This window comes from Pseudomonas putida (assembly GCF_003228315.1).
GTDB lineage: Bacteria > Pseudomonadota > Gammaproteobacteria > Pseudomonadales > Pseudomonadaceae > Aquipseudomonas > Aquipseudomonas putida_S.
Genome location: NZ_CP029693.1, coordinates 3,885,546 through 3,907,187, shown reverse-complemented (window position 1 = coordinate 3,907,187; position 21,642 = coordinate 3,885,546). Strand labels below are relative to the sequence as shown.

Genomic DNA, 21,642 nt, shown 5'->3' with positions numbered 1-21,642 from the left:
AGTTCTTCATGCTGCGTGGCTTTCTGATGCTGGCCGCTTTTTTCGGCTTCACCGGTGTCGGCCTTGGCGCCTTTGCCGCCCACGGCCTGAAAAACCGCCTGACACCCGAGTATCTGGCGATTTTCCACACCGGCGTCACCTATCAGCTGGTGCATACCCTGGCGCTGCTGGGCGTCGCGTTGCTGGCCACGCAGATTCCCGGTCGCCTGGTCACCTGGGCCGGTGCGTCCTTTGCCATCGGCATCCTGCTGTTCTCCGGCAGCCTGTATGTGCTGACGCTGACCGGTGTCAGCAAGCTCGGCATCATCACCCCGTTCGGTGGCCTGGCCTTCCTCGCGGGCTGGCTGTGCCTGGGTCTCGCCGCCTGGCGCCTGCCACTGACCGCTTGACGCTTGTTGCTGACCTTTAGGTCACGATCGGGCTAGAATGCCAGCCCTTTAAAATGATGGCGGCATTGCACATGCGCATTCAGTTGAACGGCGAATCCTTTGAACTGCCCGACGGTGAAACCGTTGCGGCCCTGCTGACCCGTCTGGAACTTACCGGACGCCGGGTAGCGGTCGAACTCAATCTGGATATCGTCCCGCGCAGTCAGCATGCAGACACCACATTGAACGACGGCGATAACGTCGAAGTGGTGCACGCCATCGGCGGCGGCTAGCCGCCAGGCCTTTACGGGCCGAAAATTCTGCAAGACCCTCACCCCTACAGAGGATTCCCCATGAGCATCGTTCGTAGCGACAAGCCTTTCGTTCTGGCCGGTCGTACTTACCAGTCGCGTTTGCTGGTCGGTACCGGCAAATACCGTGACATGGAAGAAACTCGCCTGGCCATCGAAGCGTCGGGTGCCGAGATCGTCACCTTCGCCGTGCGCCGTACCAACCTCGGTCAGATCGAGGGCGAGCCGAACCTGCTCGAAGTGCTGTCGCCGGATCGCTACACCTTCCTGCCGAACACTGCCGGTTGCTACGACGCTGTCGAAGCCGTGCGCACTTGCCGCCTGGCCCGCGAGCTGCTCGACGGCCACAACCTGGTGAAGCTGGAAGTCCTGGCCGATCAGAAAACCCTGTTCCCCAACGTGATCGAAACCCTCAAGGCCGCCGAAGTGCTGGTCAAGGAAGGCTTCGACGTGATGGTCTACACCAGCGATGACCCGATCATCGCACGTCAACTGGCGGAAATCGGCTGCATCGCGGTCATGCCGCTGGCCGGTCTGATCGGTTCGGGCCTGGGGATCTGCAACCCGTACAACCTGCAGATCATCCTTGAAGAAGCCAAGATCCCGGTGCTGGTAGATGCCGGTGTCGGCACCGCGTCCGACGCCACCATCTCCATGGAGCTGGGCTGCGACGCCGTGCTGATGAACTCGGCGATCGCCCACGCCCAGCAGCCGATCATGATGGCTGAAGCCATGAAGCACGCCATCGTCGCCGGTCGCCTGGCGTACCTCGCCGGCCGCATGCCGAAAAAACTCTACGCCAGCGCCTCTTCGCCGCTGGATGGTCTGATCAAGTAAGAGCCATTGATGACTGAATCGAACGACACGCCTATCCAGACGGAAGAAGGCGACGAGCGCCAACACCGCCGCATCAAGAGTTTCGTGATGCGTGCCGGGCGCATGACCGAAGGCCAGCAACGTGGCCTGGAGCAGGGCGCGCCGCTGTACGTGCTGCCCCTGGCCGATGCGCCGGTGGATTACGACCAGGTGTTCGGCCGCTCGGCACCGCGCTCGCTGGAAATCGGTTTCGGCATGGGCCATTCGCTGTTGGAAATGGCCGCCGCTGCGCCGGATCAGGATTTCATCGGCGTGGAAGTTCACCGTCCGGGTGTCGGCGCGCTGCTCAATGGCGTGCTGACCCAGGGCCTGACCAACCTGCGGGTCTACGATTGCGATGCGATCGAAGTGCTCAACCGCTGCGTGGCCGACAACAGCCTCGATCGCCTGATGCTGTTTTTCCCGGATCCGTGGCACAAGAGCCGTCACCACAAGCGTCGCATCGTTCAGGCTTCCTTCGCGGAGCTGGTGCGCAGCAAGTTGAAGGTTGGCGGTATTCTGCACATGGCCACCGACTGGGAACCGTACGCCGAATACATGCTGGAAGTGATGAACGTCGCGCCGGGTTATCGCAACCTGGCCGAAGACGGCAAGTGCGTACCACGCCCGGCCGAACGCCCGATCACCAAGTTCGAACGCCGTGGCGAACGGCTTGGGCATGGGGTTTGGGATTTGAAGTTCGAGAAGCAGTCCTGAGTCATACGCTGTAAACCTGTGGGAGCAAAGCTTGCTCGCGATGAGGCCATAACATTCAACATTTATGCTGACTGTCAGGTCGCAATCGCGAGCAAGCTATGCTCCTACAGGTTTTTTTGTATGTCTGAAGTCAGCGGCGGTCGGCGACGACACCGATGAGCACCAGCACCACCAACAACACCGGCGCCAGGCTGTAGTTGTTGAACTGACTCAACCCGCGCACGACCCACGGCGTGGCGTAGATCAGTGCCGCGCCGCTGCCGATCATGCACAGCAGGGCCATCAGCGGGACGCGCAAGGCGCCGGCGATGCTGCCCAGGCGCTGCTCGACCCAGCCTTTGAAGTCCGAGCCGAACAGCACCAGCAGGCAACCCACCAGCGCCAGGGCGATTTCCGAGAGATTGCTGCGGCTCCAGCGAGACACGGTGGCGAGCAGGTCGAGTATCAAATCCATTCGTTTTCCCTTTGGGCTGAATTCAGTTCAGAAAATTCTGCAGCAAGTCGTTGAGGAATAGCTGTCCGCGCTCGGTGGCCACCAGACGTGACGGTTCGACCTGCAACAGGCCGCTTTGTTCGGCCTCGAGGCGGCTTTCGGCAAGGCTCTCCAGGGGCATTCCGGTCCGTTCCGGATACAGCCGAGCTTCGACGCCCTCAGTCAGGCGCAAGGCGTTCATCAGGAACTCGAACGGCATTTCATCGTTGGTCAGCGCCTTTTCACCGGCCTTGAAGCTCTTGGCTGGATTTAGGTAGTCCTTGGGCAAACGAGTCTTCCAGGTGCGCACGATGCGCCCGTCCGGATGGCTGAGCTTGCCATGGGCGCCGGCCCCGATGCCGATGAAGTCGCCAAAGCTCCAGTAGTTGAGGTTATGCCGCGCCGCGCGACCCGGCTGGGCGTAGGCCGACACCTCGTATTGCACGTAACCGTGTTCGGCGAGCAACGCCTGCCCGGCCTCCTGAATGTCCCACAGCGTGTCGTCTTCCGGCAGCGTCGGTGGCTGGTTCCAGAACACCGTGTTCGGCTCCAGGGTCAGCTGATACCAGGACAAGTGCGTCGGTTTCAGGGCGATGGCCGTGCGCAGGTCGTTCAGGGCGTCATCCAGGGACTGATCGGGCAAGCCGTGCATCAGGTCCAGATTGAAGTTGTCGAACCCGGCCTGGCGCGCCATGCCAGCGGCTCGCACCGCTTCGTCGCCATTGTGAATCCGTCCCAGTGCCTTGAGTTTTTCCGGCTGGAAGCTCTGGATGCCGATCGACAGGCGATTGATGCCCAACGCCCGGTAAGCCACGAACTTGTCCTGCTCGAACGTCCCCGGATTGGCTTCCAGGGTGATTTCGATGTCGTGGGCAAACGGGATGCGCTGTTCGACGCCCTGGAGCAGACGGCCCAAGGCTTGAGCGCTGAACAGGCTCGGCGTGCCGCCGCCGAAGAAAATCGAACTCAGCTCGCGACCATAGACGGCATGCAGATCCTGATCGAGATCAGCCAGCAGCGCATCCACGTACTCTTCTTCCGGCAGCACGAGGCTGGCGGTGTGGGAGTTGAAGTCGCAATAAGGGCATTTGCGTACGCACCACGGGATGTGGATGTACAGCGCCAGGGGCGGCAGCACTGGCAGGGCCGCCCGAGGCGATTGGGCGTCGCCGCCGAAGATCAGCGGCGACGCGGATGATTCACGGGTCATTTCAAGCCCAGACGCTGGCGCAGCAGATCCATTGCACGGGCGCGGTGACTGATCTGGTTCTTGTCGGCCGGACTCAGCTCGGCGCTGGAGCAGTCGCGCTCAGGCACCCAGAACAACGGGTCGTAGCCAAAGCCGTGTTCGCCGCTGGCCTGGGTCAGGATGCGCCCGTGCCACAGGCCTTCGCAGAGGATCGGCAGCGGATCATCGGCGTGGCGCACCAGCGCCAGCACGCAGACGAACTGCGCGCCGCGCTCGGCTTCAGGTACGTCCTTCAAGGCATCGAGCAGCTTGGCGTTGTTCGCCGCATCACCCTTGCCATCGGCATAACGCGCCGAGTAGATGCCCGGCGCGCCTCCGAGGAAGTCCACCGCCAGCCCCGAATCGTCGGCCAGTGCCGGCAAACCGGAAATGCGCGCGGCATTGCGGGCCTTGAGGATGGCGTTCTCGACGAACGACAGGCCGGTCTCTTCAGGCTCGATGTTGCTGAACTCGCCGATCGAGCGCAGTTGCACCGACTGGCCGAGCATGGCCTGGAGTTCCTTGAGTTTGCCGGCGTTGTGGCTGGCCAGTACGAGTTGCGTGAAGTTGATCATTCGCCGGGGAAGAGCTCTTGGTTGAAATTGAGGTTGTTGACGGTGTCACCGGTCTGCACCTTGATGTCGAAGGTGCGGGTTTCCTGTTGCTCCACCGGGTACTGGGCGATGTAGTAGATCGCGCCCTGTTCGGTGATCTGGCGGAAGTTCAGGTTCACGCTCTGGCTGGTCAGGTCCTTGATCGTGCCGCTGATCTGGGCCATCTGTGGCTTGCCGTCCTTGATCACCGAAATGTTGATCACGCCCTGGTTCTTGCTGCGCGTGAGCTGCGCGGCCTTGGCGATGTCCGGTGTCAGGAAGGTGGAGTTGAAGGTGTTGTAGTGCACCGTCGTGTCGCCAAAGACTTCCTTGCGTTCACCCTTGATCGCATCGGCGGCCATGGCGGTGACGCTCAGGCAGGCGGTAAGTAGAAACAGCGCTAGACGACCCATCATCGTTCTCCTCGAAATAAGGTGGTCAGACCGCGACCTTGTGGTCCGCAAGTCCCGGGCTGCTGACGCGGTAAATGCCGATCTCACCTAACAGATTAGGCCATAGCTTACTGGCCCACCCGTGCCGATGCTGTTGATCCACGGCAAGCCGATCAATGACCTTCGCTTCACGTTCGCGGCACAAGGCCTCAAAGTCGGCGAAGGTGCAGAAGTGGATGTTCGGCGTGTTGTACCAGGTGTACGGCAGGAACTCGGAAACCGGCATCCGGCCCTTGCTCGCCAGGTACCAGCGGCAGCGCCAATGGCCGAAATTCGGGAACGTGATGATGCACTGGCGGCCGACCCGCAGCATTTCATCGAGGATCTTGTCCGGGTAGTGCACCGCTTGCAGCGCCTGGGTCATGACCACGATGTCGAAGCTGTTGCTGGCGAAGTTGCCCAGGCCCTTGTCCAGGTCCTGCTCGATGACGTTGATGCCCTTGGCCACGCATTCGGCGATGTTGTCCGCGTCGTTTTCCAGGCCATAACCGGTGACCTGCTTGTTGTCGCGCAGCCAGGTCAGCAGTTCGCCGTTGCCGCAACCGAGGTCGAGCACACGGCTGCCGGCGGGGATCCATTCCTGGATGATTTCCAGATCAGCTCTCATGGCTATCTCACAACGTAATTCGGTTCATGTAGTGGGCAAACGCCTGCAAGTAGCGCGGGATCGGAATCAGGAAGGCGTCGTGGCCTTGCGGTGCGTCGATCTCCAGGTAGCAGACGTCCTTGCGCGCGGCCATCAGCGCGTCCACCAGTTCCCGCGAGCGGGCCGGGGAGAAGCGCCAGTCGGTGGTGAACGACATCACGCAGAACTTGGCGGTGGCGTTGGCGAAGGTCTTGGCCAGGTCATCGTCGAAATTGGCGGCCGGATCGAAGTAGTCCAGGGCCTTGGTCATCAGCAGGTAGGTGTTGGCGTCGAAACGCCCGGAGAACTCCTCGCCCTGATAACGCAGGTAGCTTTCGACCTGGAACTCGACGCTGTGGAAGTCGTAGTTGAGCTTTTCGCTCTTGAGGCCACGGCCGAATTTCTCGCCCATGGAGTCGTCGGACAGGTAGGTGATGTGCCCAACCATGCGCGCCAGCATCAGGCCGCGCTTGGGGATCACGCCCTGTTCCTGGAACGAGCCGCCGTGGAATTCCGGGTCGGTGAGGATCGCCTGGCGCGCCACTTCGTTGAAGGCGATGTTCTGCGCCGACAGCTTGGGCGCCGAGGCGATGGCCAGGCAGTGACGGATACGATCAGGGTAAGTGATGCTCCATTGCATCGCCTGCATGCCGCCGAGGCTGCCACCGATCACGGCGGCGAATTGGGCGATGCCGAGACGATCGGCCAGACGCGCCTGGCTGTGCACCCAGTCTTCCACGGTCAGCACCGGGAAGTCAGCGCCGAAAGGCTTGCCGGTCTCCGGGTTGATGCTGCTCGGGCCGGTGGAACCGTTGCAGCCGCCGAGGTTGTTCAGGCTGACCACGAAGAACTTGTTGGTGTCGATTGGCTTGCCGGGGCCGATGCAGCTGTCCCACCAGCCGGGCTTGCGGTCGTCGGGGCTGTGGTAGCCGGCGGCGTGGTGGTGACCGGACAAGGCATGGCAAATCAGCACGGCGTTGCTCGCCGTGGCGTTCAGCGTGCCGTAGGTTTCGTAAATCAGGTCATAGGCCGGGAGCGAGCGACCGCAGGCCAAGGCCAGGGGTTCGCTGAAGTGCGCCACTTGCGGCGTCACCAGACCAACAGAATCGGGGGGAAAGGCAGCTGGCATCGACCCTGCTCTCGTTGAAATGAGGCGTAAGTCTAAAGACCGCTGGGGTCAGCGGCAAGCAAAGGCCGGGCCTGTTTTTATCCAGTCAGACCGAGGCGTGCCCATCGCGGGCAAGCCTTGCTCCCACAGGGTTCGCGTAAAACCTGTGGGAGCACGGCTTGCCCGCGATGAACGATGACGCGGTGTAACGGATCAGATCAGGCCAAACAACTCACGCGGCATCACCGCGTAGTAAGCCAGACGCGGGATCAGCCAGCTCTGCAGCAGTTGCAGCGCGATAAAGGCGAAGATCGGCGAGATGTCGAGGCCACCCATGCTCGGGATGATCCGGCGGAACGGCGCCAGGACCGGCTCGGTGATCTGTTGCACCAGCTCCGCACCCGGGTTGTGGCTGCCCGGAGCGACCCAGGACAGGATCACGCTGATGATCATTGCCCAGAACAGGATCTTCAAAAACAACGCGAAGATGCCGATCAGTGACCAAGGCACCAGGAACAGTGCATCGACCGAGTAGCCGTTGAGCAGCAGGATCACCGCGAACAGCACCATTTGCACCAGCAGGGCCAGCACCAGCGACGACATGTCCAGGCCGAACATGCTCGGGATCACCCGGCGCAGTGGTTTGAGCAGGGGTTGCGTGGCGCGCACGACGAACTGGCAGAGCGGGTTATAGAAGTTCGCCCGCACCAGTTGCAGGATGAAGCGCAACAGCACGATCAGCAGGTACAGGCTGCCCAGGGTTTGAATCACAAAAATGGCAGCGTCATTGAGTCCGAGCATCATTGATTCCTTTTTAAGTGCTGATTAGCGGCCAAGTTGCTCAGCCATCTCGGCCGAGCGGTGCGCGGCGGCGCCCAGTGCTTTTTCCACCAGTGCTTCAAAACCGTCGGCCTGGAACGACTTGATGGCCGCTTCCGTGGTGCCGGCAGGCGAGGTGACGCGACGGCGCAGTTCGGCGGCATCGACGTCGCTGGACACGGCCATGTGCGCGGCGCCCAGTGCGGTCTGCAGGGTCAGCTGCGCGGCGATGTCCGCTGGCAGGCCGAGTTTCACGCCGGCAGCGGTCATGGCTTCGATCAGCAGGAAGAAGTAGGCAGGGCCGGAACCCGAGACGGCGGTGACCGCATCCAGTTGCTGCTCTTCGTCCAGCCACAGGGCGATGCCGACGGCCGACAGCAGTTCCTGGGCCTGCTGGCGCTGCTCGGCGCTGACCTGGGCGGTGGCGAACAGACCGCTCACGCCCTGGCGCAGCAAGGCTGGGGTGTTGGGCATGCAACGCACGATCGGCTGGTTGCCGAGCCAGTTGTTCATGCTGGCGCAAGTAATGCCGGCGGCAATCGACACCACCAGTTGCCCGGGCTTCAAGCTTGGGCGAATGGCTTCGCAGACGGCTTTCATGGCCTGAGGCTTGACTGCCAGCACCACGACATCGGCGCCTTCAATGGCTTGGGCGTTGTCGGCGAATACTTCGATACCGTGTTCAGCGCTCACACGGGCGCGAGTTTCGTCGCCCGGATCGCTGGCGCGGATCTGCGCGGCGTCCAGACCCTTGGCCCGCAGGCCGCCGATCAGACTGGCGGCCATGTTGCCGGCACCGATAAAGGCAATACGCGTCTTGCTCATGTCAGGTCCTTATAAAGAGGGGTATTAGCCATGCTGGCTGTAATCGCGGGCGCCAAACAGGGCCGTACCGATACGGACCCAGGTAGCGCCCTGGGCAATGGCCGACTCAAGGTCATGGCTCATGCCCATGGAAAGTGTGTCGAGTGGCAGATTCAGGCTGGCTTGCAGGCTTTGCACGGCAGCAAATGCGGCATCCTGGGCGGCGCGGTCTTCGGTCGGCTCGGGAATCGCCATCAGCCCGCGCAGCTTCAGGCGCGGCAGGGCGCTGATGGCGCTGGCCAGGGCCGGCAGGTCGGCCGGGGTACAGCCGGATTTGCTGGCTTCACCACTGACGTTGACCTGGATGCAGATGTTCAAGGGAGGCAGATCGGCAGGGCGTTGCTCGGACAGGCGTTGTGCGATTTTCAGGCGATCCACGGAATGCACCCAGTCGAAATGCTCGGCGATAGCGCGAGTCTTGTTCGACTGAATGGGGCCGATGAAGTGCCAGATCAAGGGCAGGTCGGCCAATTCGAGTTGCTTGCCCAGGGCCTCCTGCAGATAGTTTTCGCCAAAGTCGCGCAAGCCCGCGGCATAGGCTTCGCGCAGGTCCTGCGAGGGTTTGGTCTTGCTCACGGCCAGCAGCTGGACGCTGTTTTCATCGCGATGAGCGGCGAGGGCGGCAGCCCGGATGCGCGAACTAACCAGTTGAATGTTGTCTGCTATGGTGGACATCAAGAGGCGCCAGCGGTCAGAAGGTTCGCGGCATTCTACTGGAATTGAGGAACGCTATGGATATCACCGAACTGCTCGCTTTCAGTGCCAAGCAAGGCGCATCCGATCTTCATCTGTCTGCCGGCCTGCCGCCGATGATCCGCGTCGATGGCGATGTGCGGCGTATCAACCTGCCGGCGCTGGACCACAAGGAAGTGCAGGCGCTGATCTACGACATCATGAATGACACCCAGCGGGTGGATTTCGAAAAGCACCTGGAAACCGACTTTTCCTTCGATGTGCCCGGCGTGGCGCGTTTTCGAGTCAACGCGTTCAACCAGAGCCGTGGCGCCGGGGCGGTGTTCCGTACGATCCCGTCGAAAATCCTCAGCATGGAAGAGCTGGGCATGGGCGACGTGTTCCGCAAGATGACCGACGCGCCCCGTGGCCTGGTGCTGGTGACCGGGCCGACCGGATCCGGCAAGTCCACCACCCTGGCGGCGATGATCGACTACCTGAACAACCATCGCCATCACCATATCCTCACCATCGAAGACCCGATCGAGTTCGTCCACGAATCGCGCAAATGCCTGATCAATCAGCGTGAAGTGCACCGCGATACCCGCAGCTTCGCCACCGCCCTGCGCTCGGCGCTGCGGGAGGACCCGGATGTGATTCTGGTGGGCGAGATGCGCGACCTGGAAACCATTCGCCTGGCACTCACCGCTGCCGAAACCGGTCACCTGGTATTCGGCACGCTGCACACGACCTCGGCGGCGAAAACCATCGACCGCATCGTCGACGTGTTCCCGGGGGACGAAAAATCCATGGTGCGCTCGATGCTCTCCGAATCGCTGCTGGCGGTGGTGTCGCAGACGTTGGTGAAGAAAATCGGCGGCGGGCGCGTGGCCGCCCACGAGATCATGCTCGGCACATCGGCCATCCGTAACCTGATCCGCGAGGACAAGGTGGCGCAGATGTATTCATCGATTCAGTCGGGCGGGTCGCTGGGGATGCAGACGCTGGATATGGGGCTGAAGGATCTGGTGACCCGGGGATTAGTCAGTCGCGAGCAGGCGCGGGAGAAGGCGCGTTCGCCGGATAATTTTTGAAGGATTCAGAAACGCCATCGCGGGCAAGCCTTGCTCCTACAGGGATCGTGTAAATCCTGTGGGAGCAAGGCTTGCCCGCGATGAGGCCATCATGTGCGAAGAAGGTGACGGGTGTTGCGATCAGCGCTGAACAACCCGCATCTGGTTCGGTTCTTTCGGCAGAACCCGCTTGGCAACCACGTAGTGGTTTTCCCAGTACGGTTTCTTCAAGGTGTCGATGGTCACCGACTTGCCACGGCGAGGCGCGTGGATGAAGCGGTCGTTGCCCAGGTAGATGGCAACGTGATTGACCCGACGGCTCTTGATGTTGAAGAAAATCAGGTCGCCTGGTTTCAGGTCGGCACGATCGACTTTCTCGCCGTGACCGCTGGCCATGGCGTTGGAGGTGCGAGGCAGGTCAAAGGTGGCGTCGTTGAACGCGTATTTCACCAGGCCGCTGCAGTCGAAGCCCTTGCTCGGGCTGCTGCCGCCCCAACGGTACGGTGTACCGAGGACGTTCACGGCGCGGCTCAGCACGTTGCTGCTTTCCTTGGTCGCCATCGGCGGAACCAGACCGCTTTTGTTGCTGACCAAGTCTGGAGCGTGTTTGCTCGACTTCTTGCTTTTGCTCGATGGAGCAGAAGCATGGGATTTTGGTGTGTAACCATTAACGTTCGGAAGACGTTGCTCACGATTGGTGGCGTGGGCGGCCAGTGGCAATAATAGGCAAATGGTTAGCCATGTCTTGAAAAATGGACGCATTAGGCAAGGCTCGTATGGGTTAGCGCGCAACTTTATAACAGCTTTTTTTGGCTTCCCGAGGCCGTTGGTCGATTCCACTTGGGTCTAAAGGAGCCCAAAACGCGGCAAAAAGACGCAATTGTCGGACAGAAGTCAGGTGGTACAAGGGTTTGACGGGAGACACGGTAGCACTTGCCATCTGTCGGCTACTCGTAAAAAAGTCACAAAGATTTAAAGAATATTTATCTATCGCCTGAATTGAGGTCATTCATGAACCCCTATCAGCAGTCCGCTGCGCAGCAAGACACCCACAGCAAAGTGATCGGCTACCTGCTGTGGATTTTCGGTTTTACCGGGGCTCACCGCTTCTATTACGGCAAGCCGGTGACCGGGACGCTCTGGTTCTTCACCTTCGGTTTGCTGGGGATTGGCTGGCTGATCGACGTCTTTCTGATCCCGGCAATGGACGGTGAAGCAGACCTTCGGTTCACCGCCGGCCCCATCGATTACAACGTGGCGTGGATTCTGCTGACGTTTCTCGGATTGTTCGGCGTGCACCGGATGTATCAGGGCAAGTGGATCAGCGGCTTGATCTACCTGTTGACGGGCGGGTTGTTTGTCGTGGGGGTGCTGTATGACTTCTGGACGCTCAATGGCCAGGTATCGCTGCGTAACGCCCAGCGGCAAGTTACCTACCAGTAAGCTTCGCGAGCAGGCTCGCTCCCACAGGGCACTACAAATCCACTGTGGGAGCGAGCCTGCTCGCGAAAGCAGGCGACGCGGTCTTACGCCTGGTGGCTGATCCGCCCATCCACCAGGGTGTAACGCACCAGACCCGGCAGGCTGTGGCCAATGAACGGGCAGTTCTCGCCCTTTGACAGCCAGGTCTCACCGGCCACGGTCGAGGCCGCCGGGTCGAGCAGCACGATATCTGCCGCGCCACCCACTGCCAGCTTGCCTACCGGCAGGCGCAAGGCCTCGGCAGGGCCGGTGCTGAGGCGTGCCAGCAGCGTCGGCAGATCCAGCAAGCCATCCTCCACCAGCGTCATAGCCAGCGGTAGCAGCAGTTCAACGCTGCTGATGCCCGGTTCGGTGGCGCCGAACGGCGCCAGTTTGGCGTCCCGCTCGTGGGGTTGGTGATGGCTGGAAATGGCCGAGACCACCCCGGATTTCACCGCAGCACGCAGGCCATCGCGGTCGGCGCGGGTGCGCAACGGCGGCTGCACGTGATACAGGCTGCTGAAGTCGATCAGCGCTTCATCGGTCAGGATCAGTTGATACAGCGCGACATCGGCGGTGACCTTCAAGCCACGGGCCTGGGCCTGGGCGATCAGGGCGACGCCGCGAGCGCTGGTGAGCTGGCTGAAGTGCGCGCGCACGCCGGTCTGCTCGACCAGCAGCAGATCCCGGGCCAGGGCCACGGTTTCGGCGGTTTCCGGAATGCCTGGCAAGCCGAGGAAGCTCGCGGTCGGGCCTTCGTGGGCCAGGCCTCCATCGGCAAGGTCGTGATCCTGGGAGTTGAAAATCACCGTCAGGTCGAAGGTCGCCGCATATTCCAGCGCCCGGCACAGGGTGCGGGTGTTGCGGAAGCTCTCCAGGCCGTTGCCGAAGGCCACGCAACCGGCATCGCGCAGGGCGACCAGTTCGGCCAGCTGTTCGCCGTCCAGGCCTTTGCTCAGGGCGCCGATCGGGAACACCTTGGTGTTGCCGGCCTCGCGGGCGCGGTCGAGGATCAGTTCGGCCACGGCCGAGGTATCCAGTACCGGCTTGGTCTTTGGCGGGCAGCACAGGCTGGTCACGCCACCGGCCGCGGCGGCGCGGGTTTCGCTGACGATCGAACCCTTGCGGCTGTAACCCGGCTCGCGCAGGGCGACATTCAGGTCAACCAGGCCGGGCGCGGCCACTAGGCCTTTGGCGTCGATGGTGTCGACAGCGGTGAAACCGGCTGGCGCGTCGCCCAGGGCGACGATCTTGCAGGCTTCGATGTGGATATCGGTGACTTGGTCCAGGCCGCTGGCCGGATCGATGACGCGGGCGCCAAGAATGCTGAGCTTCACTGCACGTTCTCCTGCTCGAATTGGCGCTGCGCAGTCTGCCCGCTCATGGCCATGGAAAGCACCGCCATGCGAATCGCGATGCCGTAGGTCACCTGGTTGAGGATCACCGAGTGCGGGCCGTCGGCCACCGCCGACTCGATCTCCACGCCGCGGTTGATCGGACCCGGGTGCATGACGATGGCATCCGGCTTGGCGCCGGCCAGGCGCGCGGTGGTCAGGCCGAACAGGCGGTAGAACTCGCCTTCGCTCGGCAGCAGGCCGCCGGTCATGCGCTCACGCTGCAGGCGCAGCATGATCACCACGTCGACGTCTTTCAGGCCTTCGGTCATGTCGGTGTAGACCTTCACGCCGTACTGCTCGATGCCGATCGGCAGCAGGGTTTTCGGGGCGATGACACGGATGTCCGGGCAGCCGAGGGTTTTCAGCGCGAGCATGTTCGAGCGTGCGACCCGCGAGTGCAGGATGTCGCCGACGATGGCCACCGAGAGGTTTTCGAACCCGCCCTTGTGCCGGCGGATGGTCAGCATGTCGAGCATGCCCTGGGTCGGGTGCGCGTGACGGCCATCGCCGCCGTTGATGATCGCCACCTGCGGGCACACGTGCTCGGCGATGAAGTGGGCGGCGCCGGAATCTCCGTGGCGCACGACGAACATGTCGGCAGCCATGGCTTCCAGGTTGCGCAGCGTATCGAGCAGGGTTTCCCCCTTGCTCGCCGACGATGTCGAGACGTTCAGGGTGATCACGTCCGCCGACAGGCGCTGGGCCGCCAGTTCGAAGGTGGTGCGGGTGCGGGTGGAGTTCTCGAAGAACACGTTGCACACGGTCTTGCCGCGCAGCAACGGGACTTTCTTGACCGCCCGGGCACCGACTTCGAGGAAGGAGTCGGCGGTGTCGAGGATTTCCGTCAGCAACTCGCGGCGCAAACCGTCGAGCGAGAGGAAGTGGCGCAGCTGGCCCTGGTCATTGAGCTGCAGCGGGCGCTTGGTTTCTGGAGGCGTCATCGCAATGGGACTCTCAATAGGGCGAATTAAAGGGCGAGGTCTTGCACTTCGAGCTCAAGCTCCGGACCGGACAGTTTGACCCGTTCGTTGGCGGCCAGGGACAGGGTCGCACCCAGCACGTTCGGGCGGATCGGCAGCTCGCCGGCGTCCAGATCCAGCAGGCACACCAGCGTCACGCTGGCCGGGCGGCCGTAGTCGAAGAGCTCGTTCATGGCGGCGCGGATGGTCCGGCCGCTCATCAGCACGTCATCGATCAACACCAGGTGCTGGCCTTCGATCTCGAACGGCAGGGCCGAAGGGCGCACTTGCGGGTGCAGGCCGTTCTGGCTGAAGTCGTCGCGGTAGAAGGAAACGTCGAGCGTGCCGAGGGGCGAATCGCTGCCCATTTCTTTGAGCAGGGCCTGGGCGACCCAGACGCCGCCGGTACGGATACCGATGTAGCGAGGTTCGGTGATGCCACGTTTGGCCAGGTAGGCGTCAAGCCGGATCGCCATCTGGCTGATCAGTTCGGCGGGATTGGGCAGGCTCATGGTTGCTCCTTCTTGGGCCCGAGGCCGGTAAAGCTGAAATGGCTCGGGGTATCACTAAAAGAGCCGCTAGGCGGCTCTTCCGGGTTAAGTGCATCAGGTTTCGAACAAGGCGCCGTTTTCGTCGAGCCAGCCTTGCAGCAGCAGGGCGGCGGCGATGGCGTCGACCGGGTTATCGCGATAGCTGCCTTTCTGTCCGCCACGGGCCATGCGCTCGCCCTTGGCTTCGAAGGTGGTCAGGCGTTCATCGTGGGTATAGAAGGGCAGGTTGAAGCGGCCGTTGAGCCGGCGGGCGAATTTTTCCGCGCGGGCGCACATGTCGCTGGGTGTGCCGTCCATGTTCAATGGCAGGCCGACCACCACGGCGTCGGGCTTCCACTCCTTGATCAGCGCATCGACCTTGTCCCAGTCGGGAATGCCGTTCTGCGCTTTCAGGGTGCACAGCTCGCGGGCCTGACCGGTCACGACCTGGCCGACCGCAACGCCGATGGATTTGGTGCCGTAGTCAAAACCCAGGATCAGCCGCAGGGCCATCAGGCGTGCCCCGCCTGGCTGGTGAGCAGGCTGAGGTTGACGCCAAGGTGTTTGGCCGCCGCTTCCAGGCGCAGCTCGCTGCTGGTGTTGAACAGGATGTCGGCGTCGAACGGGCAGGTCAGCCAGGCGTTCTGGGCCAGTTCGGCTTCCAGCTGGCCGGCTTCCCAACCGGCATAACCGAGGGCGATCACGCTTTTCGACGGGCCGACCCCATCGGCAATGGCGAACAGCACGTCCTGAGACGTCGACAGGGAAAGCTGGTCTTCCAGATCGACGGTCGCCTGAAAGCTCTGCCCCGAAGGATGCAGTACAAAACCGCGATCGGTCTGGACCGGGCCGCCAATGAAGATCGGCACATGCTGGCAGAGCGCCGGCGGTTCGACATCGGGCCGCAGTTGCTCAAGGATATCGGCCAGGTTCAGGTCTTGCGGACGGTTGACCACCAGCCCCATGGCGCCATTGGCCGTGTGCTCGACGATGTAGGTCAAGGTGTGCGCAAAGTTCGGGTCGACCATGTGAGGCATGGCGATCAGGAAGTGATGCTTGAGGTAGCTGGGGCTGACGTTTTTCATGACCGCTAGTGTGGCGTTCGAGGGGCGAACTGACAAGCTGGGGATGCACAGGAATTCCCTGATAACGACGCGGGTCACTGTAGGAGCGAGCCTGCTCGCGATGGTGTATCAGCTGCAGTTGTGTCGACTGACACTCCATCGCGAGCAGGCTCGCTCCTACAAGGGATATTTCCCAGGCTTCAATTACTGGACAACCGATCCCCACGCGCAAACTTCCAGGTGCGGATGATTTCCAGCCGGTCGATATCCGACAAATCCCCGGTAAACGGCGCGAACGGTGCCGCCAGGCGCACGATGCGCTGGGCCGCCTGGTCCAGCAGCGGTTGCCCGGAGGACTCAAGCACCAGCACTTCATACAGCGAGCCGTCGCGGTTGATCGAGACCATCAGGCGCAAGTTGCCGTAGATCTGCTTGCGCCGGGCTTCGTCGGGGTAATTGAGGTTGCCGATGCGCTCGACCTTCTTGCGCCATTCGTCCTTATACCAAGCGCCCTTGTCGCGCATGGTCGAGGCGGCGCTCAGGCGGTGAATGCGCGGGCGCTTGGCGTACAGCTGTTGTTCGTTGGCCAGTTCCGCTTCCAGGCTGGCGATGTCGCTGGACAGTTGCTCGCTGTCGAAGGTCGGCGCGGCCACTTCAGGCTTGGTGGCCGGCTTGGGTTCTTCGGTCTTGGTGGCGGCCTTTTTCGGCTTCGGCGCGACGGTGGTCACGGCAGCCTTGGGCGCGGTTTCCTGCACTTCAGGCTTGGCCGCAGGCGGAGGCGTGACTTTCTGCACCTTGTTGTCCTGGAAAGGCGCGACCTCGGTGGTCTTGGGGATGGCCTTTTTATCCAGGGTGCCGCTGCCTTGCTGATTCTCCTGGGCGAGGAAATCGGCCTTTTCCGGCTTCTTTTCGCTTTTGAAGGTGGCGAGGGTGATTTCCAGGGTTCTGCTGATCTGCTTGGGTTCGACCACCGTGAAGCCGACGCCCAGCAGCAGTGCCAGGTGCACCAAGGCTGCCAGAAACAGGGTAAAACCGAGACGATCGGCCGGGCGTACGCCTTTATGGGCGAGTTCGGCAGGCAGATCGGAAGGCAGGGTCATGGCAAAAAAACCAACATCGCGTTTTTCACAGGCCGGGCATGATAACGCAATGTTGGTTTTAAGCTTCAAGCTTCAACGGGTAAGCGACAAACTGTTTGTCAGGCTTTTTTGGCCTGCAGCTTCTTCTCGATGGCGTCCATGAGCATGCCGCCGATGTCGGTACCGAAGGCGTTGTCGATCTCGCGGATGCAGGTCGGGCTGGTGACGTTGATTTCGGTCAGGTGCTCGCCAATCACGTCCAGGCCCACAAACAGCAGGCCTTTTGCGCGCAGGGTCGGGCCAACTTGTGCGGCGATCCAGCGATCCTTCTCGCTCAGCGGACGGGCTTCGCCACGGCCACCGGCGGCGAGGTTGCCTCGGGTTTCGCCAGCGGCCGGAATGCGCGCCAGGCAGTAATCCACAGGCTCGCCGTCGATCATCAGGATGCGCTTGTCGCCATCCTTGATCGCCGGCAGGTAGGCCTGGCCCATGATCTGCTGGGCGCCGAGGGCGGTCAGGGTCTCCAGGATCACCGACAGGTTCGGATCGCCGGCGCGGTGACGGAAGATCGAGGTGCCACCCATGCCGTCCAGCGGCTTGAGAATTACATCGCCGTGCTTGGCGGCAAATTCACGCAGCACGTCGGCGCGGCGGCTGACCACGGTCGGCGGGGTGCACTGCGGAAACAGCGTGGCGAACAGTTTTTCGTTGCAGTCACGCAGGCTCTGCGGCTTGTTGACCACCAGCACGCCGGCGCTTTCGGCTTGTTCGAGCAAGTAGGTGGAATAGACGAATTCCATGTCGAACGGTGGATCCTTGCGCATCAGGATCACGTTCAGGTCGCTGAGCAGGTTGTCCTGTTCAGCGTCCAGTTCGAACCATTTTTCCGGGTTGGCGAATACCTTGAGCGGACGCATGCGCGCCCGGGCCTGGCCTTCGGCCTGGTAGAGGTCGCGCTGTTCCATGTAGAACAGTTCCCAGCCGCGCTTCTGCGCGGCCAGCAGCATGGCCAGCGAGCTATCCTTTTTATAGGAGATGCTGGCGATAGGGTCCATGACAATCCCGACGCGAACGCTCATGGGGTCTTTCCTCGAAAGTTGGGGGGCAATTCGATCCCTGTAGGAGCGAGCCTGCTCGCGATGGTGGATCAGATGCATGGGTGTCGACTGACACGCCATCGCGAGCAGGCTCGCTCCCACAGAAGAGCAGGCCAAAGGGCCGTGTAAAAGTGGCGTCAGAGTGGCGCCGAGTGTGTTTGCGGTCAAGGAAAAACCACTGCACCGGCCGGCCGATAGATTGGTATTGGAGACTGTGCTAAAAAGGCTGCCAAGCGGTACTGGCCCTTGAGTATCAAGGGCTTCGAGCCTTCCGTTTACCGGAAATGGACAAATAGATTCGCAAAGGCGACGGCAGAGCATTTATGGAACAGCATTCCAGCGCCTTGAAGGTCATGGTGATCGACGATTCGAAGACGATCCGTCGCACCGCCGAAACGCTGCTCAAGAACGTGGGGTGTGAGGTCATCACGGCCATCGACGGTTTCGATGCCCTGGCCAAGATTGCCGACAACCACCCCGGCATCATCTTCGTCGACATCATGATGCCGCGCCTGGATGGCTATCAGACCTGCGCCCTGATCAAGAACAACAGTGCATTCAAGTCCACGCCGGTGATTATGCTGTCGTCCAAGGACGGGCTGTTCGACAAGGCCAAGGGGCGCATCGTCGGTTCCGATCAGTTTTTGACCAAGCCTTTCAGCAAGGAAGAACTGCTGAACGCGATCCAGGCCCATGTTCCGGGCTTCGCCGCCGTTTTGCCGCAGTAAGACACCTACAGTGACGCTCGGCCAACGGGCCGGCGTCGACAAGAATGGGGAAGACCATGGCACGTATTCTGATCGTCGATGACTCGCCGACCGAAATGTACAAACTGACCGGCATGCTGGAAAAGCACGGCCATGAAGTATTGAAAGCCGAAAACGGCGCGGATGGCGTGGCCCTGGCCCGCCTGGAAAAACCCGACGCGGTGCTGATGGACATCGTCATGCCCGGCCTCAACGGGTTCCAGGCGACCCGTCAGCTGACCAAGGACCCCGAAACCGGGCACATTCCGGTCATCATCATCACCACCAAGGATCAGGAAACCGACAAGGTCTGGGGCACACGCCAGGGCGCGAAGGATTACCTGACCAAGCCGGTGGACGAAGAAACCCTGCTCAAAACCCTGAACAACGTACTGAACGGTTGATCGCCCGGTCATGACCGAATCGCTGACGGCTTTCGAGTTGCTGCTGCAGATCGACCAGCGCTGTCGACTGCTGGCGGCCGACTTGCCGTCCCAGGCGACCCGGCAGGACCACTGGAGCGGCATCGGTTTTCGTCTGGGCGATCACTGCTACGTCGCGCCCATGAGCGAAGTCAGTGAAGTGCTGCACGAGCCGCGCTTTACCCAGGTGCCGGGGGTGAAATCCTGGGTCAAGGGCGTGGCCAACCTGCGGGGGCGTTTGTTGCCGATCATGGATCTGGGAAGCTTCCTGGGGCATGAACTGTCGACCGCGCGCCGGCAGCGGCGAGTGTTGGTGGTGGAGCATCAGGACGTGTTTGCCGGGTTGATGGTCGATGAAGTGTTCGGCCTGCAGCATTTTGCCCGGGACAGCCTGGAGCCGGTCGACGCGCTGGATGGCCCGATTGCGCCGTTCATCCAGGGCCGGTTCGAGCGCGAGCAGGGTTGGCAGGTGTTCAGTCCGTTTGCGTTGGCGCAGTCGCAGGGTTTCATGAACATCGCGGTTTAGGCTTTTGTAGGAGCTGAGCTTGCTCGCGATGCAGGCGCCGAAGTTTGTCAGGCATGCCGCGTCATCGTTCATCGCGGGCAAGCCTTGCTCCTACAAGAGCGGAAGAAATTGGGCAGTACAGGCGAAGACCGATGACAAAAGCTAAAACAGGCAAGCCAATGGAAGGGTCGCGCAGTCGTTCGCAGATCATCGCGCTGTTTATTGCGCTGATCATCTTCATCATGTTGCTGTTCGCCAACTTCGCGTACCTCAACACCCAGGCCACCTACGACAAGCAGTACATCGGCCACGCGGGCGAACTGCGCGTCTTGTCCCAGCGCATTGCCAAGAACGCCACCGAAGCCGCCGCCGGCAAGGCCGCGGCGTTCAAGTTGCTCAGCGATGCGCGCAACGATTTTGCCCAGCGCTGGAGCTACCTGAAAAAAGGCGACCCCTCCACCGGCCTGCCTCCGGCCCCCGCCGCCGTACGCCCGGAAATGCGTGCGGTGCAACTGGACTGGGAGCGCCTGCTGAAAAATACCGACGCCATCCTGACCAGCGAGCAGACCGTGCTGTCGCTGCATCAGGTCGCCGCGACCCTGGCCGAAACCGTGCCGCAGTTGCAGGTCGAATACGAAAAAGTGGTGGAAATCCTCCTGCAACGCGGCGCGCCCGCGGCCCAGGTGGCAATGGCCCAGCGTCAATCATTGCTGGCCGAGCGCATCCTGGGGGCGGTGAATACGGTGTTGTCCGGCGATGAAAACTCGCAACAGGCGGCCGACGCCTTCGGTCGCGATGCCGCGCGGTTCGGCCAGGTACTCAACGGCATGCTGTCGGGCAATGTGGCGCTGCGGGTTAGCCAGGTTGAAGACCGCGATGCCCGCGCACGGCTGATGGAGATTTCCGAACTGTTCGAGTTCGTCTCCGGCTCCGTGGATGAAATTCTCGAAACGTCGCCCGAGCTGTTCAAGGTCCGCGAGTCCGCCACCAACATCTTCAGCCTGTCGCAAACCCTGCTCGATGAAGCCTCGCACCTGGCCACCGGTTTCGAAAACCTCGCCGGCGGGCGCGATACCGACACCATCGGCGGCTATGTGCTGGGCCTGGCAGCGCTGGCGTCGATCATCCTCATCGGCATGGTCATGGTCCGCGAAACCAATCGCCAGCTGCGTGAAACCGCCGAGAAGAACGAGCGCAACCAGAACGCGATCATGCGCCTGCTCGACGAGATCGAGGACCTGGCCGACGGCGACCTGACCGTGACCGCCTCGGTGACCGAAGACTTCACCGGCACCATCGCCGACTCGATCAACTATTCCGTGGACCAACTGCGCGACCTGGTGGCGACCATCAACCTCACCGCCGGCCAGGTCGCCGCCGCCGTGCAGGAAACCCAGGCCACCGCCATGCACCTGGCACAGGCCTCGGAGCATCAGGCGCAGCAGATTTCCGAAGCCTCCACCGCGATCAACGACATGGCCGAATCCATCGATCAGGTCTCGGCCAACGCCGCCGAGTCCTCGGCGGTGGCCGAGCGTTCGGTGGAAATCGCCAACAAGGGCAACGAGGTGGTGCACAACACCATTCACGGCATGGACAATATCCGCGAGCAGATCCAGGACACCGCCAAGCGGATCAAGCGTCTGGGCGAGTCCTCCCAGGAAATCGGCGACATTGTCAGCCTGATCGATGACATTGCCGATCAGACCAACATCCTCGCCCTTAACGCGGCGATCCAGGCCTCCATGGCCGGTGATGCCGGGCGCGGTTTTGCGGTGGTCGCCGACGAAGTGCAGAGGCTGGCGGAGCGTTCTTCAGCAGCGACGCGGCAGATCGAAACCCTGGTGCGGGCGATTCAGACTGACACCAACGAAGCGGTAATCTCCATGGAGCAGACCACCACCGAAGTGGTGCGTGGCGCGCGCCTGGCGCAGGATGCCGGTGTGGCCCTGGAAGAAATCGAAGGCGTATCCAAGACCCTCGCGGCGCTGATCCAGAGCATTTCCAACGCCGCACAACAACAGACGTCGTCTGCCGGCCAGATTTCCCTGACGATGAACGTGATCCAGCAGATCACCTCGCAAACCTCGTCCGGTTCCACCGCCACCGCCGAGAGCATCGGCAACCTGGCGAAAATGGCCAGCCAGCTGCGGCGTTCGGTGTCCGGCTTCACCTTGCCGGCGACCAAGGCGCCGGTGACGGACAATGCTTGAGTCGCCCGTGGG

27 protein-coding genes are annotated in these 21,642 nt (G+C 61.9%); 10 read left to right on the top strand and 17 right to left on the bottom strand.

Translation table 11 applies throughout. The features are described from left to right. Positions 1-8 precede the first annotated feature (8 nt). From DKY63_RS18225 to trmB, 4 genes are all read left to right on the top strand, one after another. Positions 9-389: a DUF423 domain-containing protein gene (locus DKY63_RS18225; protein WP_110965348.1), complete on the top strand. Its 381-nt coding sequence runs from the start codon at positions 9-11 to the stop codon at positions 387-389. A 71-nt stretch (positions 390-460) separates the two neighbouring features. Next, a complete protein-coding gene (gene thiS, locus DKY63_RS18220; protein WP_162634911.1) occupies positions 461-661 on the top strand; it encodes a sulfur carrier protein ThiS in 201 nt (66 codons plus the stop codon). Between the two features lie 60 nt (positions 662-721). Beyond that, on the top strand, positions 722-1,516 hold the full coding sequence (locus tag DKY63_RS18215; protein ID WP_007953385.1) for a thiazole synthase: 795 nt from the start codon (positions 722-724) through the stop codon (positions 1,514-1,516). A gap of 9 nt (positions 1,517-1,525) precedes the next feature. Beyond that, on the top strand, positions 1,526-2,251 hold the full coding sequence (gene trmB / locus DKY63_RS18210; protein ID WP_110965346.1) for a tRNA (guanosine(46)-N7)-methyltransferase TrmB: 726 nt from the start codon (positions 1,526-1,528) through the stop codon (positions 2,249-2,251). 130 nt (positions 2,252-2,381) lie between these two features. Here trmB and DKY63_RS18205 read toward each other — a convergent pair whose 3' ends face one another. The 9 genes from DKY63_RS18205 to DKY63_RS18165 form a co-directional block, all read right to left on the bottom strand. Beyond that, the gene (locus DKY63_RS18205) at positions 2,382-2,705 is read right to left on the bottom strand and encodes a DUF3392 domain-containing protein (protein WP_110965345.1); all 324 of its coding nucleotides are present in this window, start codon (positions 2,703-2,705) and stop codon (positions 2,382-2,384) included. A gap of 22 nt (positions 2,706-2,727) precedes the next feature. Beyond that, positions 2,728-3,933, bottom strand: a complete 1,206-nt coding sequence (gene hemW / locus DKY63_RS18200) for a radical SAM family heme chaperone HemW (RefSeq protein WP_110965344.1) — start codon at positions 3,931-3,933, stop codon at positions 2,728-2,730. Next, the gene (rdgB, locus tag DKY63_RS18195; RefSeq protein WP_110965343.1) at positions 3,930-4,526 is read right to left on the bottom strand and encodes an RdgB/HAM1 family non-canonical purine NTP pyrophosphatase; all 597 of its coding nucleotides are present in this window, start codon (positions 4,524-4,526) and stop codon (positions 3,930-3,932) included. The genes hemW and rdgB overlap by 4 nt, the downstream gene beginning before the upstream one ends. After that, positions 4,523-4,957 carry a DUF4426 domain-containing protein gene (locus tag DKY63_RS18190; RefSeq protein WP_110965342.1) on the bottom strand — a complete coding sequence of 145 codons (435 nt, stop codon included), beginning with the start codon at positions 4,955-4,957 and terminating at the stop codon, positions 4,523-4,525. Before DKY63_RS18190 ends, rdgB begins: the two co-directional genes overlap by 4 nt. A gap of 25 nt (positions 4,958-4,982) precedes the next feature. Next, positions 4,983-5,603: a methionine biosynthesis protein MetW gene (metW, locus tag DKY63_RS18185; RefSeq protein ID WP_077046059.1), complete on the bottom strand. Its 621-nt coding sequence runs from the start codon at positions 5,601-5,603 to the stop codon at positions 4,983-4,985. A 7-nt stretch (positions 5,604-5,610) separates the two neighbouring features. Further along, entirely contained in the window at positions 5,611-6,750 is a 1,140-nt protein-coding gene (gene metX / locus DKY63_RS18180) for a homoserine O-succinyltransferase MetX (protein ID WP_110965341.1), read from the bottom strand. 192 nt (positions 6,751-6,942) lie between these two features. Next, entirely contained in the window at positions 6,943-7,530 is a 588-nt protein-coding gene (locus DKY63_RS18175; protein ID WP_110965340.1) for a YggT family protein, read from the bottom strand. A gap of 24 nt (positions 7,531-7,554) precedes the next feature. Beyond that, the gene (proC, locus tag DKY63_RS18170; RefSeq protein ID WP_110965339.1) at positions 7,555-8,373 is read right to left on the bottom strand and encodes a pyrroline-5-carboxylate reductase; all 819 of its coding nucleotides are present in this window, start codon (positions 8,371-8,373) and stop codon (positions 7,555-7,557) included. Between the two features lie 24 nt (positions 8,374-8,397). Further along, positions 8,398-9,087 carry a YggS family pyridoxal phosphate-dependent enzyme gene (locus DKY63_RS18165; RefSeq protein ID WP_110965338.1) on the bottom strand — a complete coding sequence of 230 codons (690 nt, stop codon included), beginning with the start codon at positions 9,085-9,087 and terminating at the stop codon, positions 8,398-8,400. A 56-nt stretch (positions 9,088-9,143) separates the two neighbouring features. Between DKY63_RS18165 and DKY63_RS18160 the strand changes: the two genes are divergently transcribed. Beyond that, the gene (locus DKY63_RS18160) at positions 9,144-10,178 is read left to right on the top strand and encodes a type IV pilus twitching motility protein PilT (RefSeq protein ID WP_110965337.1); all 1,035 of its coding nucleotides are present in this window, start codon (positions 9,144-9,146) and stop codon (positions 10,176-10,178) included. 120 nt (positions 10,179-10,298) lie between these two features. On the opposite strand, the gene DKY63_RS18155 is transcribed toward DKY63_RS18160, so the two are convergent. Then, the gene (locus DKY63_RS18155) at positions 10,299-10,919 is read right to left on the bottom strand and encodes a C40 family peptidase (protein ID WP_110965336.1); all 621 of its coding nucleotides are present in this window, start codon (positions 10,917-10,919) and stop codon (positions 10,299-10,301) included. 249 nt (positions 10,920-11,168) lie between these two features. Here DKY63_RS18155 and DKY63_RS18150 point away from each other — a divergent pair, with 249 nt between their 5' ends. Next, positions 11,169-11,600 (top strand): NINE protein, encoded by a 432-nt coding sequence (locus DKY63_RS18150; RefSeq protein ID WP_110965335.1) that lies wholly within the window; start codon positions 11,169-11,171, stop codon positions 11,598-11,600. 83 nt (positions 11,601-11,683) lie between these two features. Here the strand turns inward: DKY63_RS18150 and DKY63_RS18145 are convergent, their stop codons facing one another. The 7 genes from DKY63_RS18145 to gshB all read right to left on the bottom strand — a co-directional run bounded on the left by DKY63_RS18145 (position 11,684) and on the right by gshB (position 17,726). Beyond that, complete coding sequence (locus tag DKY63_RS18145; RefSeq protein ID WP_110965334.1) at positions 11,684-12,955, bottom strand: dihydroorotase; 1,272 nt, start codon at positions 12,953-12,955, stop codon at positions 11,684-11,686. Continuing rightward, positions 12,952-13,956, bottom strand: coding sequence for an aspartate carbamoyltransferase catalytic subunit (locus DKY63_RS18140; RefSeq protein WP_096514412.1), 1,005 nt, complete (start codon positions 13,954-13,956; stop codon positions 12,952-12,954). The genes DKY63_RS18145 and DKY63_RS18140 overlap by 4 nt, the downstream gene beginning before the upstream one ends. 26 nt (positions 13,957-13,982) lie before the next feature. Then, the gene (gene pyrR / locus DKY63_RS18135; RefSeq protein ID WP_110965333.1) at positions 13,983-14,486 is read right to left on the bottom strand and encodes a bifunctional pyr operon transcriptional regulator/uracil phosphoribosyltransferase PyrR; all 504 of its coding nucleotides are present in this window, start codon (positions 14,484-14,486) and stop codon (positions 13,983-13,985) included. A 93-nt stretch (positions 14,487-14,579) separates the two neighbouring features. Further along, positions 14,580-15,017, bottom strand: coding sequence for a Holliday junction resolvase RuvX (gene ruvX / locus DKY63_RS18130; protein ID WP_110965332.1), 438 nt, complete (start codon positions 15,015-15,017; stop codon positions 14,580-14,582). Beyond that, positions 15,017-15,589, bottom strand: a complete 573-nt coding sequence (locus DKY63_RS18125; RefSeq protein ID WP_110965331.1) for a YqgE/AlgH family protein — start codon at positions 15,587-15,589, stop codon at positions 15,017-15,019. Before DKY63_RS18125 ends, ruvX begins: the two co-directional genes overlap by 1 nt. 179 nt (positions 15,590-15,768) lie before the next feature. After that, positions 15,769-16,668, bottom strand: coding sequence for an energy transducer TonB (locus tag DKY63_RS18120; RefSeq protein ID WP_110965330.1), 900 nt, complete (start codon positions 16,666-16,668; stop codon positions 15,769-15,771). A gap of 98 nt (positions 16,669-16,766) precedes the next feature. Continuing rightward, complete coding sequence (gshB, locus tag DKY63_RS18115; RefSeq protein ID WP_110965329.1) at positions 16,767-17,726, bottom strand: glutathione synthase; 960 nt, start codon at positions 17,724-17,726, stop codon at positions 16,767-16,769. Positions 17,727-18,067: 341 nt separating this feature from the next. Here gshB and pilG point away from each other — a divergent pair, with 341 nt between their 5' ends. The 4 genes from pilG (at position 18,068) to DKY63_RS18095 (ending at position 21,630) form a co-directional block, all read left to right on the top strand. Continuing rightward, positions 18,068-18,472 (top strand): twitching motility response regulator PilG, encoded by a 405-nt coding sequence (gene pilG, locus DKY63_RS18110; RefSeq protein ID WP_008152601.1) that lies wholly within the window; start codon positions 18,068-18,070, stop codon positions 18,470-18,472. 56 nt (positions 18,473-18,528) lie between these two features. Next, positions 18,529-18,894, top strand: coding sequence for a twitching motility response regulator PilH (pilH, locus tag DKY63_RS18105; protein WP_096514418.1), 366 nt, complete (start codon positions 18,529-18,531; stop codon positions 18,892-18,894). Positions 18,895-18,904: 10 nt separating this feature from the next. Then, positions 18,905-19,438, top strand: a complete 534-nt coding sequence (locus DKY63_RS18100; protein ID WP_110965328.1) for a chemotaxis protein CheW — start codon at positions 18,905-18,907, stop codon at positions 19,436-19,438. Between the two features lie 131 nt (positions 19,439-19,569). After that, positions 19,570-21,630, top strand: a complete 2,061-nt coding sequence (locus DKY63_RS18095) for a methyl-accepting chemotaxis protein (protein WP_110965327.1) — start codon at positions 19,570-19,572, stop codon at positions 21,628-21,630. The last annotated feature ends 12 nt before the right edge of the window (positions 21,631-21,642 follow it).

What these genes read in the sequence shown, in the direction of transcription:
- DKY63_RS18225 (WP_110965348.1), top strand. Translation starts at nt 9, where the DNA reads ATGCTGCGTGGCTTTCTGATGCTGGCCGCTTTTTTCGGCTTCACCGGT.
- thiS (WP_162634911.1), top strand. Translation starts at nt 461, where the DNA reads ATGCGCATTCAGTTGAACGGCGAATCCTTTGAACTGCCCGACGGTGAA.
- DKY63_RS18215 (WP_007953385.1), top strand. Translation starts at nt 722, where the DNA reads ATGAGCATCGTTCGTAGCGACAAGCCTTTCGTTCTGGCCGGTCGTACT.
- trmB (WP_110965346.1), top strand. Translation starts at nt 1,526, where the DNA reads ATGACTGAATCGAACGACACGCCTATCCAGACGGAAGAAGGCGACGAG.
- DKY63_RS18205 (WP_110965345.1), bottom strand. Translation starts at nt 2,705, where the DNA reads ATGGATTTGATACTCGACCTGCTCGCCACCGTGTCTCGCTGGAGCCGC.
- hemW (WP_110965344.1), bottom strand. Translation starts at nt 3,933, where the DNA reads ATGACCCGTGAATCATCCGCGTCGCCGCTGATCTTCGGCGGCGACGCC.
- rdgB (WP_110965343.1), bottom strand. Translation starts at nt 4,526, where the DNA reads ATGATCAACTTCACGCAACTCGTACTGGCCAGCCACAACGCCGGCAAA.
- DKY63_RS18190 (WP_110965342.1), bottom strand. Translation starts at nt 4,957, where the DNA reads ATGGGTCGTCTAGCGCTGTTTCTACTTACCGCCTGCCTGAGCGTCACC.
- metW (WP_077046059.1), bottom strand. Translation starts at nt 5,603, where the DNA reads ATGAGAGCTGATCTGGAAATCATCCAGGAATGGATCCCCGCCGGCAGC.
- metX (WP_110965341.1), bottom strand. Translation starts at nt 6,750, where the DNA reads ATGCCAGCTGCCTTTCCCCCCGATTCTGTTGGTCTGGTGACGCCGCAA.
- DKY63_RS18175 (WP_110965340.1), bottom strand. Translation starts at nt 7,530, where the DNA reads ATGCTCGGACTCAATGACGCTGCCATTTTTGTGATTCAAACCCTGGGC.
- proC (WP_110965339.1), bottom strand. Translation starts at nt 8,373, where the DNA reads ATGAGCAAGACGCGTATTGCCTTTATCGGTGCCGGCAACATGGCCGCC.
- DKY63_RS18165 (WP_110965338.1), bottom strand. Translation starts at nt 9,087, where the DNA reads ATGTCCACCATAGCAGACAACATTCAACTGGTTAGTTCGCGCATCCGG.
- DKY63_RS18160 (WP_110965337.1), top strand. Translation starts at nt 9,144, where the DNA reads ATGGATATCACCGAACTGCTCGCTTTCAGTGCCAAGCAAGGCGCATCC.
- DKY63_RS18155 (WP_110965336.1), bottom strand. Translation starts at nt 10,919, where the DNA reads ATGCGTCCATTTTTCAAGACATGGCTAACCATTTGCCTATTATTGCCA.
- DKY63_RS18150 (WP_110965335.1), top strand. Translation starts at nt 11,169, where the DNA reads ATGAACCCCTATCAGCAGTCCGCTGCGCAGCAAGACACCCACAGCAAA.
- DKY63_RS18140 (WP_096514412.1), bottom strand. Translation starts at nt 13,956, where the DNA reads ATGACGCCTCCAGAAACCAAGCGCCCGCTGCAGCTCAATGACCAGGGC.
- pyrR (WP_110965333.1), bottom strand. Translation starts at nt 14,486, where the DNA reads ATGAGCCTGCCCAATCCCGCCGAACTGATCAGCCAGATGGCGATCCGG.
- ruvX (WP_110965332.1), bottom strand. Translation starts at nt 15,017, where the DNA reads ATGGCCCTGCGGCTGATCCTGGGTTTTGACTACGGCACCAAATCCATC.
- DKY63_RS18125 (WP_110965331.1), bottom strand. Translation starts at nt 15,589, where the DNA reads ATGAAAAACGTCAGCCCCAGCTACCTCAAGCATCACTTCCTGATCGCC.
- DKY63_RS18120 (WP_110965330.1), bottom strand. Translation starts at nt 16,668, where the DNA reads ATGACCCTGCCTTCCGATCTGCCTGCCGAACTCGCCCATAAAGGCGTA.
- gshB (WP_110965329.1), bottom strand. Translation starts at nt 17,726, where the DNA reads ATGAGCGTTCGCGTCGGGATTGTCATGGACCCTATCGCCAGCATCTCC.
- pilG (WP_008152601.1), top strand. Translation starts at nt 18,068, where the DNA reads ATGGAACAGCATTCCAGCGCCTTGAAGGTCATGGTGATCGACGATTCG.
- pilH (WP_096514418.1), top strand. Translation starts at nt 18,529, where the DNA reads ATGGCACGTATTCTGATCGTCGATGACTCGCCGACCGAAATGTACAAA.
- DKY63_RS18100 (WP_110965328.1), top strand. Translation starts at nt 18,905, where the DNA reads ATGACCGAATCGCTGACGGCTTTCGAGTTGCTGCTGCAGATCGACCAG.
- DKY63_RS18095 (WP_110965327.1), top strand. Translation starts at nt 19,570, where the DNA reads ATGACAAAAGCTAAAACAGGCAAGCCAATGGAAGGGTCGCGCAGTCGT.